This is a genomic window from Pseudomonas sp. (genome assembly GCF_051660785.1).
Classification (GTDB): domain Bacteria; phylum Pseudomonadota; class Gammaproteobacteria; order Pseudomonadales; family Pseudomonadaceae; genus Aquipseudomonas.
In genome coordinates, this window is the sequence record NZ_JBOFQE010000115.1 from 37,992 (window position 1) to 51,174 (window position 13,183).

A 13,183-nucleotide genomic window follows, 5' to 3' on the forward strand; every position below is an offset into this window, starting at 1 on the left:
CCCTTCGCAGGTAACGAAGGGACGCGTGAATGTCACCACATGGTTACACAGGAGCGCTCTGGGACAACTGCCCCAAGGCAGTGGCCATGCTCGGCGCCAACGGCAGGCGCGGAATCAGGACGGCTTGCCAGGCGTGATACAGATCGGGTTTTCCGGCCCAGATATCAGCGCTCGGGCGGTTTTGCGGATCCAGTTCATGGTGCCAACTGCCATCGCAGCGGTCGATGAAATGACTGTCACAGAATTCCCAGAACAGCCGGTACCAGGTTTCGTATTGCATATCGCCGGTGCGTTTGAGCAGCGCGCTGGCGGCGGCGCTGGCTTCGCAATGGGTCCAGTGCAGGCGGTGACGAACCACCGCGCGATTGTCCCAATCCAGCGTGTAAACAATCCCCGGCGCACCGTCGATTTCCCAGCCATGACGGCAATTGTGGTCGAAGAGTTTTTGCGCGTCGGTGGCCAGCCAGCCCGGTGTGAGCATCCCGGCCTGGACTCGCGCGGCTTCGAGGTGCAGCAACAGCCGCGCCCATTCGAAACCGTGGCCCGGCGTGGTGCCGTAGGGGCGGAAACCATCGGCCGGGTTGTCGTGGTTGTACTCGCGCAGCGGCTGCCAGTCGCGATCGAAATGCTCGACCACCAGATAGTCGTTGGCCGCGGCGTGGACATGGATCACTCTTTCAACAATGCGTTGAGCGCGGCATAACCAGCGGTTGTCTTCGGTGACATCCGCCAACGCAAGGAAGGCTTCGGTGGCGTGCATGTTGCTGTTGGCGCCGCGGTAGGCTTCTTCAGCGCTCCAGTCGCGTTCAAAGGATTCGCGCATCGCGCCCTCCTCCTCGCTCCAGAAATGCGTGTCGATGATGTTGATCGCATCATCGAGTAACGCTTGGGCGCCGGGGCGTTGGGCGACCACTGCGGAGCTGGCGGCCAGCGCAACGAAAGCATGCAGATACGCAGCCTTGCCGGTGTTGCCGTCGAGATGATGCGCTACGGCAAACCAGCCACCGTGTTCGGCATCGCGCAACGGACCGCTGAGTGACTGGATACCGTGATCGACCAGTTCGGCAAAACCCGGCAAACCCTGGATGTGCGCCATGGCGAAGCTGTGGGTCATGCGTGCGGTGTTCATGGTTTCAGCTTGGGCGTTGACCGGGAGTCGGCCCTTTTCATCGAGGTTGCCGAAGCCTTCGGCAAGCTTGGAAGCCTTGGCAAATGCCAGCAGGCGCAGGCCTTCGGCGGCGAGCCATTGCTGGTGGGCAGGTGCGTTGAGCCAACTGCTGAACGCAGGTTGGAAGGTGTCCATGGGGTGCCTTTTTTGTTGTTTTGACTGGGGGCAGTCTAAACAACGGGCGGGGGTGGGCTTGTAACGAAGGGGGCGAGCTATGTCACCGAGCTGTGACATTCACTCAGATTCTGTGGCGGGTGATGACCTGTGGTGAGGGGATTTATCCCCGTTCGGCTGCGTAGCAGTCGTGAAACCATTGCACTCGGCATACCTGATACATCGCAATTGCAATTTTTGGGGCGGCTACGCCACCCAACGGGGATAAATCCCCTCGCCACAGGGGTCTGCGTCAATCGATCGAACGAGGTAAATGCAACGTCACCCGCAAGCCGCCTTCACGCAGGTTTTGCAGGCTGACCTCCCCCCCATGGCTATGCGCAATATTTCGCGCAATCCCCAACCCCAACCCATAACCCTGCTGCTGCCCGGCCAACCGGAAGTGCGGTTCGAACACCTGCTCCATCCGCTGCTCCGGCACGCCCGGGCCTTCGTCATCGACATGCAGGATGAAGGCGCTCTCGTCGTCATCGATATGCAAATGCGCGTTCTGCCCATACTTCAACGCGTTGTCGATCAGGTTGCCGATGCAGCGCTTGAGCGCCAGCGGTTTCCCCGGATAAGCCGCCAGCGCCCGGCCTTGCTGAGTCACGCGTCCATTGCCGTTGGGCGCCAGATACGGTTCCACCAGACAATCGAGCACATGGTTAAGATCCACCGGCTCGATATTTTCGTGGATGTCAGTGTCTTTCACGCATTGCAGTGCGCCCTTGACCAGCAGCTCCAGCTCATCCAGATCCCGGCCAAACTTGGCTTGCAGCTTTTCGTCCTCGAGCAATTCGACCCGCAACCGCAAGCGCGTGATCGGTGTGCGCAAGTCGTGGGAGATGGCGCTGAACAACTGGCTGCGCTCGGTCAGGTAGCGGCTGATGCGCTCGCGCATGGCATTGAAGGCGCGTCCAACTTCGACCACTTCACTGCCGCCGCCCTCGGCCACCGGCTCGACGTCAGCACCGAGGGACATGTCCCGCGCCGCCCGCGCCAGGCGCTTGAGCGGACGACTTTGCCAGTGCACCAGCAGGCCGATGAACAACAGCAAGAAGCCGCTGGTAAGCACGATGAACCAGACCTGCTGCGCCGGCAGGCCCTGCTCTTCAAGACTGGTGTAGGGCTCGGGCAACAGGGAGGCGATGTACAGCCACTCGCCCGGCGCCATCTGGATTTGGGTGACCAGCACGGGTGGGTTGACCGGCTCCAGCGTGAGCGCGTAATGCGCCCAGGAGCGGGGTAATTCATCAAGTTTCAGCCCGCTGTTGAAGATCCGCAGGTCTTCGGGGCTGACAAAGGTCACCGAGATGTCCGTGTCTTGCCCCAGAGATTCGCGCAACACCTGATCCACCGCCTTGAGCACGGCTTCCTTGCGCGGGGTGATTGGCAGCACTTCCATGCCCAGTGGCTTGTCGTTGAGGGTCACCACGAAACGGGTGCCGCCCATGCTGCGCAACTGGTCGAGTACCAAGGGACGAAACGCGACAGGAAGCGAGCGAAAGTAACTGACGCTGGCCGTCATCGAATGGGCGAGGCTGCGGGCGCTGGTCACCAGCCCTTCCAGCTGAGTTGCGCGCAATTGCGAGACCCAGATCACACTCGACAACGTCTGCGCGAACAGCACCGCCAACAGGGTCAGCAGCAACATGCGCCCGAGCAGCGAACGCGGTACCGGCACGCGGGCGGCGAGCTGGCGGAAAAACTCAGTGACCATTGCTGGCAACCACATGGGCTGCCAATTGGTAGCCGCTGCCGCGCACGGTGCGGATCAGGCGCGGCGGCTTTTCGGTATCGCGCAGACGCTGGCGCAGACGGCTGACCGCCATGTCGACGATGCGATCCAGCGGCATCAGGTCGCGGCCACGGGTGGCGTTGCCGATGGTGTCACGATCCAGGATCTCCTGAGGGTGATCGAGGAACAGTTTCAACAGCGCAAAATCAGCGCCGGAGAGAATCACTTCTTCGCCGTCAATGTGGAATAACCGGTGACTGACCATGTCCAGCCGCCAGTCATCGAACGCCAGCACTTCACCGCCGGAACGTTCCTGACCGAACTGCGCGCGGCGCAACAAGGCCTTGATGCGTGCCTGCAATTCACGGGGGCTGAAGGGTTTGCCGAGATAGTCGTCGGCGCCCAGTTCCAGGCCGATGACGCGGTCGGCCTCATCGGAGCTGGCGGTGAGCATGATGATCGGCACCTGCGCCTGACGCGGGTGCTGGCGGATCCAGCGGCAGAGGCTGAAACCGTCTTCGTCCGGCAGCATCACGTCGAGGATCACCAGATCGCTCGGCGCTTCGTTCATTGCCTGGCGAAAGCCTGCACCATCGGGCGTGGTACGGACCTGGAAACCGGCGCGGGTCAGGTAGGTGTCCAGCAACTCGCGTATCTCTTGATCGTCATCGACCAACAAAATCGACCTGACTGAGCTCACGGGGCGGCGTCCTTGTTGTTTGAATTGGGCGGATTATGCCTGAACCACAGAACCTACAAACACCACAGAAACAACTGTGGAAAACCACTGTGGGAGCCGGCTCGCTCCCACATTGATCGCATTTCAGGTCTGATCGAGCGCTACCCCTGCACCCATCAAACCGGAATACGGCGCCGTCACCAGCCACACCGGGATGCCTTTGAAGTAATCGCTCATGCAGCCCTTGTCAGCGAAGCATCGGGCAAAGCCGCTTTCAACGAAGAAATCGGCAAACCGTGGAATCACCCCGCCGACGATGAACACGCCACCGCGTCCACCCGTGGTCAGCACGTTGTTGCCAGCGACACGGCCGAGCCAGCAGCAGAACTGCTCCAGCACTTCCAGCGCAATCGGATCGCCGGCCAGACCGGCAGCGGTAATCGACTCCGGGGTATCGAGCACCGGCTCATGACCGTCCACCGCACAAATCGCTCGGTAAACCCGCGGCAAACCACTGCCGCTCAACGCGGTTTCAGCGCTGACATGCCCGATCTCGTTGAAGATGTGTTGCCACAGTTGCGTTTCACGCGGGCTGCTCAGGGGCAAATCGACGTGACCGCCCTCCCCCGGCAACGCGGCGAAACGGCCTTCGCCCAGGTCCAGCAAGGTGCCAACACCCAAGCCCGTGCCCGGACCAATCACCACGGCCGGTCGCAACGGTTCCGGCGTGCCTTCGCAGACCACCCGAAACTCGTCTGGCTGCAAACGGGTCATGCCCAGCGCCATCGCCGAAAAATCATTGACCAGCAACAATTGATCGACCTGCAAAGTCTTGCAAAACCCTTTGCGACTGAGCCGCCAGTGATTGTTGGTGAACTTGAATTCGTCACCACTCACCGGGCCGGCCACCGACAGGCACACCGAGCCGATCGAGCCCAACGCCAGACCCAGCCCGCTCAGGTAGAGGGCAATTGCCTCTTCCGGGCTGGCGTGGTCGGCCGTCGCCAGCACCTGGATCGCTTCCAGCTGCTGGTTTTTCCACAACGCGAAACGTGCGTTGGTCCCACCGATGTCACCGACCAAAGCCAGTTTCAATTAAGCGTCTCCAGGGCAGAAGTAAAGGCGCTGGCGCCCTGCTCTGCGGAGCTGAAGGCCATGCGCATGAAACCAAACAGCTCGCGACCGGTACCAATGTTATTGCCCAACAGGCCCTTGGCCGGCGTGCGCGCTGCGAATTCTTCGGCGTCCACCTTAAGCTCCAGGGTGCCTTTGACGCCATCGACGCGGATGATATCGCCCTCTTGCACACGCGCAAGAGCACCACCGACATAAGCTTCGGGACTGACATGAATCGCCGCCGGGATTTTCCCCGACGCACCAGACATGCGCCCGTCAGTTACCAGCGCCACTTTGAAGCCGCGATCCTGCAGCACGCCGAGGAACGGCGTCATCTTGTGCAGTTCCGGCATGCCATTGGAGCGCGGGCCCTGGAAGCGCATCACCGCGACAAAATCCTTCTCCAGCAAACCGGCCTTGAACGCATCGGCCAAATCCTGCTGATCCTGGAACACCATTGCCGGTGCTTCGACGATCTGGTTTTCCAATGCGACGGCGGAAACCTTCATCACGCCGCGACCGAGGTTGCCTTCCATCACGCGCAGTCCGCCTTCTGGCGAGAACGCACGCGAAACCGGGCGCAGGATGGTTTCGTCGAGGCTGTCGGTCACGCCTTCGCGCCAGACCAGTTCGCCGTTATCGAGGAACGGTTCCTGGGTGTAGCGGCTCAGGCCATGGCCGAGCACGGTGTTGACGTTTTCGTGCAGCAAGCCGGCTTCCAACAGTTCGCGGATCAGGAACGACATGCCGCCCGCCGCCTGGAAGTGGTTGATGTCGGCCTTGCCGTTCGGGTAGACGTGGCTCAGGGTCGGCACGACTTCAGAGAGGTCGGCCATGTCTTGCCAGGTCAATTGAATACCGGCAGCCATCGCGATGGCCGGCATGTGCAGGGTGTGGTTGGTCGAGCCGCCGGTGGCGTTCAGCGCCACGATGGAGTTGACCAGCGAACGCTCATCGACGATTTCACCGATCGGCATGAAGTTGCCATTTTGTTTGGTCAGGCGCGTGACCTGATGCGCCGCTTCGCGGGTCAGGGCATCGCGCAATGGCGTGTTCGGGTTGACGAAAGAAGAGCCCGGCAAGTGCAGACCCATGACTTCCATCAGCAGCTGGTTGGTGTTGGCGGTGCCGTAAAAAGTACAGGTGCCGGGGCTGTGGTAGGAATTCATTTCCGATTCCAGCAGCTCCTCGCGTGAGGCTTTGCCTTCGGCATAGCGCTGGCGCACATCGGCTTTCTGCTTGTTGGAAATGCCGGAGACCATCGGTCCGCCCGGTACGAAGATCATCGGCAGATGACCGAAACGCAGCGCGCCCATCATCAGGCCCGGCACGATCTTGTCGCAGATGCCGAGCATCAGCGCGCCATCGAACATGTTGTGGGACAGCGCCACGGCGGTGGACAGCGCGATCACTTCGCGGCTTGGCAGGCTCAGTTCCATGCCCGGCTCGCCCTGGGTCACGCCATCGCACATTGCTGGAGTGCCGCCGGCGAACTGGCCGACAGAGCCGATCTCGCGCAGGGCTTTTTTGATCTGTTCGGGAAAGACTTCGTACGGCTGATGCGCCGAGAGCATGTCGTTATATGACGAAACAATCGCAATGTTGGCGGAGTTCATCATCCGCAGACTGTTTTTGTCTTCGGTGCCGCAACCGGCTACGCCGTGGGCGAAGTTGGCGCATTGCAGCTTGCCGCGCATCGGACCGTCGGTGGCCGCACCGCGAATGAGCGCAAGGTAAGCCTCACGGGTTGCACGGCTGCGGGCGATAAGCCGTTCGGTGACCTCAATTACGCGGGGATGCATGTGTAGAACTCCAGGCTAACGGATGTGGCGACCTGATTGTCTATGCTGAGCAAGAGCCGGTGTCGATGGGATGACAGACGGTTTTCTTGATCGGTCGGACCAGTTGATTCAGGTCACTCGTTGTAGATTGAACAAAATATTGCCATTAAAAAGGCTTGTTTTCTATTTTTATGCGAATAATCTTGTAATTCCAACAACAAAACGACGGCGGCCCTGTTAAATGACTCTTCGAATCGCAATCAATGGTTTTGGCCGAATTGGCCGCAACGTCCTCCGCGCACTGTATACCCAAGGCTACCGCCAAGACCTGCAGATCGTTGCCATCAATGACCTGGGCGACAGCGCGATGAACGCTCATCTGCTCAAGTACGACACTGTTCACGGCACGTTCGACGCCGATGTCCAGCACGATCAGGAAAGCCTGACCGTCAATGGCGACCGTATTGCGGTCAGTGCCATTCGCAACCCGGCCGAGCTGCCCTGGGCCGCAGAAAAGATTGATGTCGTGTTCGAATGCACCGGTCTGTTCACCGACCGTGCCAAAGCCGCCGCGCATATTACGGCCGGCGCGCGCAAAGTGATCATCTCGGCACCGGCAAAAGGCGCCGACGCCACCGTGGTTTATGGGGTTAACCACGACATTCTGCGCCAATCGCACCAGATCATTTCCAACGCCTCATGCACCACCAACTGCCTGGCCCCGGTGGCCCAGGTGCTGCACCGCGAACTCGGTATCGAAAGCGGTCTGATGACCACGATCCACGCCTACACCAACGACCAGAACCTGACCGACGTCTACCACACCGACCCGTACCGCGCCCGTTCGGCCACCCAGAACATGATCCCGAGCAAGACCGGCGCCGCTGAAGCGGTCGGCCTGGTGCTGCCGGAACTGGCGGGCAAACTGACCGGCATGGCGGTACGTGTTCCAGTGATCAACGTATCGCTGGTGGACCTGACCGTGCAGCTCAAGCGCGAAGCATCGGCCGATGAAGTGAATGCGCTGCTCAAAGAAGCCAGCCAGCACTCGAAGATTCTCGGCTACAACACCCTGCCGCTGGTTTCCAGCGACTTCAACCACAACCCGCTGTCGTCGATCTTCGATGCCAACCACACCAAGTCCAGCGGCAAACTGCTCAAGGTACTGGCCTGGTACGACAACGAGTGGGGTTTCTCCAACCGCATGCTCGATAACTGCCTGGCGCTGTGCAACGCTGAATAACCGGACATCCCTGTGGGGATCCTCTGTGTAGGAGTGAGCCTGCTCGCGATGAGGGCGTGTCAGCCGACTTTGATGTTTGCTGATACACCGCGATCGCGAGCAACGTTTGGTGTGCATTACAGGTAACTCACAAATCAATACTTGACCACTCGAGCGGATGATAAGCATTATCATTCGTTCGAAATGGATCAGGTCCTCCCGTGAGTCAATCGCGCTTCAATCACGTCTTCATCGCCCAGCGAGTCTCCCTGCTGCGCACGCTGGAGCGGATGGTCAACAATCACAGCACCGCCGAAGACCTCTTGCAGGAGACCTACCTGCGAGTAACCCGTGCGCTCAGTGAACGGGCCATCGATCACCTTGAACCCTTCGTTTTCCAGACCGCCCGCAACCTGGCGCTGGACCATTTGCGTGCGCGGCGCATTCAGTCGCGCACGATGCTCGACGACGTGCCGCTGGACGTGGTGGAAAGCGTCGCCGCTCCCGCCAGCAGCGCCGAGGATGCTGCCCATGCCGAACAATTGCTGGAGCGTTTGAACGTGAGCCTCAGTGAACTCAGCCATCGGCAGCAGCAGATTTTCATCCTCAGCCGGTTGCACGGGCACAGTTACCTGGAGATCGCCGAAAAGCTCAACGTCTCTTTGAGCACCGTGCAGAAAGAACTGAAGCTGATCATGGCGATCTGCATCGGTGTCGCTGAACGGTTAAACGGGGACTGAGTCTGCAGGTTTATTCTCTACTGCCGGGATCGCCTGCGCTGACCTTCGGGCTTTGCTACCCTTGCGCACTTTCAAGCTTCACTCATAAAACAGCCGTGCAAAGACACTGCCGAGGAAACACCGTGACGGACACCCACCGCTCCCCTCCGCCCTCCCCGGCGCGGGATGCCGCAAGCGCGATGGACCAGGCTCTGGACTGGCTGATCGTGCTGGGCAGTCCGAGCGAGGAACAGACCCGACAGTTTCATGCCTGGCTGGCCGCCGATCCGTTGCATGCCGAAGCGTTCGCCAAGGCCCAGGCGATCTGGGAAGGCCCGCACGTGGTGCAATGCGCACAAAGCCTGGCCGCCCGGCCGCCGAAAGTGACGGTGCTGTCACGGCTGCGTCCGCACTGGAAACCGCTGGCAACAGCTGCGGTGCTGATCCTCGGTTTGTTCAGTTTCAGCAACCTGCCGATGCGCCTCCAGGCCGATCACTTGACCGTGGTCGGTGAGCGCCAGCGCCTGCAACTGGAGGACGGCTCGAAAGTGCTGCTCAATACCAACTCGGCGTTCTCCAGCACCATCAACGATCAGCAGCGCGTGGCCCGGCTGTATCAGGGCGAGGCGTTTTTCGAGGTCCCGGCCCATCGCGGCCAGCCACTGGAAATCGATGCCGGACCGGTCAAGGCCAGCGTGCGCGATACCGCGTTTGCCGTGCGCTATCTGGACGGCGTGGCACAGGTTCGGGTGCAGCGTGGGGACGTCGACTTGCGAGCGACCCGCGACGACGCGCGAATTCGCTTGTCCGCCGGAGAAAGCATCCGCATCGGCCCCAACGGTTTTGATCGCCCGGCCAAGCTCGATGCCGCCACAGACCTGGCCTGGGTCCAGGGTCGTCTGGTGTTTGAAAACTGCCCGCTGAGCCAGGTGCTGGCGGAATTGCGTCGCTATTATCCGGGCTGGATCATCAACAACAACGAGCAGTTGGCCGACGTCGCCGTGACCGGCAACTACCGTCTCGACCAGCCGCTGGACGTGGTCCGCTCCCTCGCTCACATCACCTCGGCACGCCTGAAGGAATTTCCGGCGTTGGTGATCCTGAACTAAATGAGAATTATTTTTACTCGATAGCCGAAGCTCGTTCGTCTCGTTATAGCCAATGCAATTGATTCGCATCTAGATATGCCAATCAGCACCTATAAAGATTCGTGCGACACGGAGCGCTATCGATGTCCTCTCGCCATACCTGCCAGTCCTCTTCACCTTCCCGCGTGCTGTCGTTGCTGACGGCCGCCATTCTGATGGCCGGCAGCGCGCCGCTGATGGCCGCCACTGCCGCCGGGCAGCCGACCCGCAACATGGGCGATTACGCGTTTGCGATCCCGCAGCAGTCGCTGGTCTCGGCACTGAATGCCTTTACCACGGTGACAGGCTGGCAAGTCGGCTTGCCAGCCGAACTGGCGGACGGCGTGGCCTCGCCGGGTGTGCGTGGTTCGTTGCCGCCGGAAAAAGCCCTCGATCGCCTGTTGGTGGGGACCAACCTGAGCTATCGCAAACTGGGCAGTAACAACATCGTGCTGGAGAAGCGCAGCAACAGCGGCGCGCTCAACCTGGATCAGGTCACCATCAGCGCCACCCGGAACGAACAGGACGTGAGCAGCGTGCCGAGCACGGTGACGGTCCAGACCCGCGAAGACCTGGACCGCAACAACGTCAATAACATCAAGGATCTGGTGCGCTACGAACCGGGAGTCTCGGTCGGCGGTGCTGGCCAGCGCGCCGGGCTCACCGGCTACAACATCCGCGGTATCGACGGTGACCGCGTCCTGACCCAAGTCGACGGCGTACAAGTGCCCGACAGCTTCTTCAACGGCCCTTACGCCCAGACCAACCGCAATTACGTCGACCCAGAGATCGTCAAACGCGTGGAAATCCTGCGCGGCCCGGCGTCGGTGCTGTACGGCAGCAACGCTATCGGCGGCGCGGTCAGCTACTACACGCTGGACCCGGACGACATCATCAAACCGGGCAAGGACGTCGGCGCACGTCTGAAAACCGGTTACAGCTCGGCGGATGACAGCTGGCTGACCTCCGGCACGGTCGCCGGTCGCACCGGTGACTTCGACGGCTTACTGCACCTGAGCCAACGCAACGGCCATGAAACCGAATCCTACGGCGAAACCGGCGGCATCGGCCTGAACCGCACCGAAGCCAACCCCGAAGACGTGCGCACCACCAACGTACTGGCCAAACTGGGCTGGAATTATGCCGACGACGCGCGCTTCGGCCTGACCTACGAGCACTACAAGGACGATCGTGACACCAATCAGTTGAGCGCCGTCGGCGGCCCGTTCAACGCGGGACGCGGTTTCGGCTTCTATAAATCGCGCACCGGCAACGACACGGTTACCCGCGAACGTTTCGGCCTGGAGCACAGCTTTGGCCTGGACAGTCTGCTGGCCGACAACATCAAGTGGTCGCTGAACTACCAGATCGCCAAGACCGACCAGAGCACCGAAGAAATCTACGCGCCATCGCGGACCGTGCTGCGTAACCGCGATACCAATTACAAGGATCGCCAATGGGTGTTCGATGCCCAGGCTGACAAGGCGTTTGCCATCGCCGACACCGATCACCTGGTCACCTATGGCACCACCATCAAGCAGGACAAAGTCACCGGCCTGCGTACCGGCAGCGGCACGTGCCTGACCGTGGCCGGTGCTTGCCGGGTCATCGGTGCGCCGAGTGCCGCCGACACCCTGCAACCGGCCAGCGACTTCCCGGACCCGACCATCAACAGCTACAGCCTGTTCGCCCAGGATCAGATCAGCTGGGGCAACTGGACCTTCCTGCCTGGCGCACGCTACGACTACACCGAACTCAAGCCGCACATCACCGACGAGTTCCTGGCCACCGCCGACCAGAGCGGCAACGGCCTGGTGAGCGACAGCACCAAGACCTGGCATCGTCTGTCGCCGAAATTCGGCACCACCTACAGCTTCAACGATAACTACACCTGGTACGGCCAATACGCCGAAGGCTTCCGCACACCGACTGCCAAGGCTTTGTATGGTCGTTTCGAAAACCTTGCCGGCGGCTATCAGGTCGCGCCCAATCCGGACCTGGAACCGGAAAAGAGCAAGAGCTATGAAACCGGACTGCGCGGCCAGTTCGACGCCGGCACGTTCGATGTGGCGGTGTTCTACAACAAATACCGCGACTTCATCGATGAAAACGCCATCACCCCCGGCTACACCGAGACCACGTTCCAGAGCAATAATATTGCCCACGCCACCATCAAGGGCATGGAGCTCAAGGGTCGCTTGAACCTTGACAGCTTCGGCGCACCGACCGGCCTCTACACCCAAGGCTCGGTGGCTTACCTCTACGGTCGTAACGATGACAACGGTCAGCCGCTGAACAGCATCAACCCGCTGACCGGCGTGTTCGGCCTCGGCTACGACCAGGACAACTACGGCGCCCTGTTGAGCTGGACCCTGGTCAAACGCAAGACCCGAGTCGACAGCACCAGTTTCAAAACCCCGGACGGCACCAGCACACAGTTCAAGACCCCGGGTTATGGCGTGCTCGACCTGGCGGGCTTCTACAAGGTGACCGACGACGTGACCGTCAACGCCGGCCTGTACAACCTGACCGACAAGAAATACTGGCAGTGGGACGACGTGCGCGGCTACGACAGCGTCGGCGAAGCCTCGGTGACGCAACCGGCCAACCTCGATCGCCTGACCCAACCGGGCCGCAACTTCGCGATCAATCTGGTCTGGGATATCTGACGCTGACCCCCTCACTGCGCTGTTTTATAGATACGGTGCAGTGAGGATTTTTTACTGTCCGGCGCCTTCCCATTCGTCTCGTTACCAGGCACCTCTTTTTCTCAAGGATTTCTCATGACCTCTCAGGACACTGCTCAACGCCCTGCTCTGCGTTCGCAACGCTTGAACCAGATAACCAACGAGCCTCACACCAAACTCGATGCCTTGGTCAAAGCCCACGCACCGTTTGAAACCCAGGCCAACTTCGCCCGTTTCGTGGTGGCGCAGTATCTGTTCCAGTCGGAACTGGTGTCGCTGTACAACGATGCCGAGCTGACGGCCATCGTCCCCGACCTGCCGGCGCGTTGCCGGGCTGAAGCGGCCAAGGCTGACCTCGCAGATCTGGAAACCGAAGTACCGGCACCGGTTGCCGGTGCGGTGAAGAACCCGACCAAAGCCGAAGCGCTGGGTTGGCTGTTCGTTTCCGAAGGCTCGAAGCTAGGCGCAGCGTTCCTGATCAAGCGTGCGGTCGGTCTGGGCCTGAGCGAAACGTTCGGCGCGCGCCATCTCGGCGAACCGGCTGGCGGTCGCGCTGAAGGCTGGAAAAGCTTCGTCAAAACCCTCGACTCATTGGCGTTCAGCGCTCAGGAAGAAGCTGAAATCGAGCAAGCCGCTATTGCTGCATTCAACCGCTTCACCGTGCTGCTGGAACAGGCCTACACCCCGGAACCCGCCTGACACACCACAATCCCCTGTGGGAGCGAGCCTGCTCGCGATAGCGGTGTATCAGTCGATAAAAATGTTGTCTGGGATACCGCTATCGCGAGCA

General features: G+C 60.7%; 10 protein-coding genes. 5 read left to right on the forward strand and 5 right to left on the reverse strand.

What is annotated here, in order from left to right; translation table 11 throughout:
* Positions 1 to 43: 43 nt before the first annotated feature.
* From ACRC4F_RS30955 to edd, 5 genes are all read right to left on the reverse strand, one after another.
* Positions 44 to 1,303 carry a D-mannose isomerase gene (locus ACRC4F_RS30955; RefSeq protein WP_438662710.1) on the reverse strand — a complete coding sequence of 420 codons (1,260 nt, stop codon included), beginning with the start codon at positions 1,301 to 1,303 and terminating at the stop codon, positions 44 to 46.
* A gap of 271 nt (positions 1,304 to 1,574) precedes the next feature.
* Positions 1,575 to 3,044 carry an ATP-binding protein gene (locus ACRC4F_RS30960; RefSeq protein ID WP_438662711.1) on the reverse strand — a complete coding sequence of 490 codons (1,470 nt, stop codon included), beginning with the start codon at positions 3,042 to 3,044 and terminating at the stop codon, positions 1,575 to 1,577.
* Positions 3,034 to 3,762, reverse strand: coding sequence for a response regulator (locus tag ACRC4F_RS30965; RefSeq protein WP_438662712.1), 729 nt, complete (start codon positions 3,760 to 3,762; stop codon positions 3,034 to 3,036). Before ACRC4F_RS30965 ends, ACRC4F_RS30960 begins: the two co-directional genes overlap by 11 nt.
* 123 nt (positions 3,763 to 3,885) lie before the next feature.
* Positions 3,886 to 4,836 (reverse strand): glucokinase, encoded by a 951-nt coding sequence (locus ACRC4F_RS30970; protein ID WP_438662713.1) that lies wholly within the window; start codon positions 4,834 to 4,836, stop codon positions 3,886 to 3,888.
* Positions 4,833 to 6,659 (reverse strand): phosphogluconate dehydratase, encoded by a 1,827-nt coding sequence (edd, locus tag ACRC4F_RS30975; RefSeq protein ID WP_438662714.1) that lies wholly within the window; start codon positions 6,657 to 6,659, stop codon positions 4,833 to 4,835. The genes ACRC4F_RS30970 and edd overlap by 4 nt, the downstream gene beginning before the upstream one ends.
* A 220-nt stretch (positions 6,660 to 6,879) precedes the next feature.
* On the opposite strand from edd, the gene gap reads away from it, so the two are divergent.
* From gap to ACRC4F_RS31000, 5 genes are all read left to right on the forward strand, one after another.
* Positions 6,880 to 7,881 carry a type I glyceraldehyde-3-phosphate dehydrogenase gene (gene gap, locus ACRC4F_RS30980; RefSeq protein WP_010457403.1) on the forward strand — a complete coding sequence of 334 codons (1,002 nt, stop codon included), beginning with the start codon at positions 6,880 to 6,882 and terminating at the stop codon, positions 7,879 to 7,881.
* A gap of 200 nt (positions 7,882 to 8,081) precedes the next feature.
* Positions 8,082 to 8,600 carry an RNA polymerase sigma factor gene (locus ACRC4F_RS30985; protein ID WP_109634254.1) on the forward strand — a complete coding sequence of 173 codons (519 nt, stop codon included), beginning with the start codon at positions 8,082 to 8,084 and terminating at the stop codon, positions 8,598 to 8,600.
* A gap of 122 nt (positions 8,601 to 8,722) precedes the next feature.
* The gene (locus tag ACRC4F_RS30990) at positions 8,723 to 9,688 is read left to right on the forward strand and encodes a FecR family protein (RefSeq protein ID WP_438662715.1); all 966 of its coding nucleotides are present in this window, start codon (positions 8,723 to 8,725) and stop codon (positions 9,686 to 9,688) included.
* 122 nt (positions 9,689 to 9,810) lie between these two features.
* Entirely contained in the window at positions 9,811 to 12,375 is a 2,565-nt protein-coding gene (locus ACRC4F_RS30995; RefSeq protein ID WP_438662716.1) for a TonB-dependent receptor, read from the forward strand.
* A gap of 114 nt (positions 12,376 to 12,489) precedes the next feature.
* Positions 12,490 to 13,092 (forward strand): biliverdin-producing heme oxygenase, encoded by a 603-nt coding sequence (locus ACRC4F_RS31000; protein WP_438662717.1) that lies wholly within the window; start codon positions 12,490 to 12,492, stop codon positions 13,090 to 13,092.
* Positions 13,093 to 13,183 lie beyond the last annotated feature (91 nt).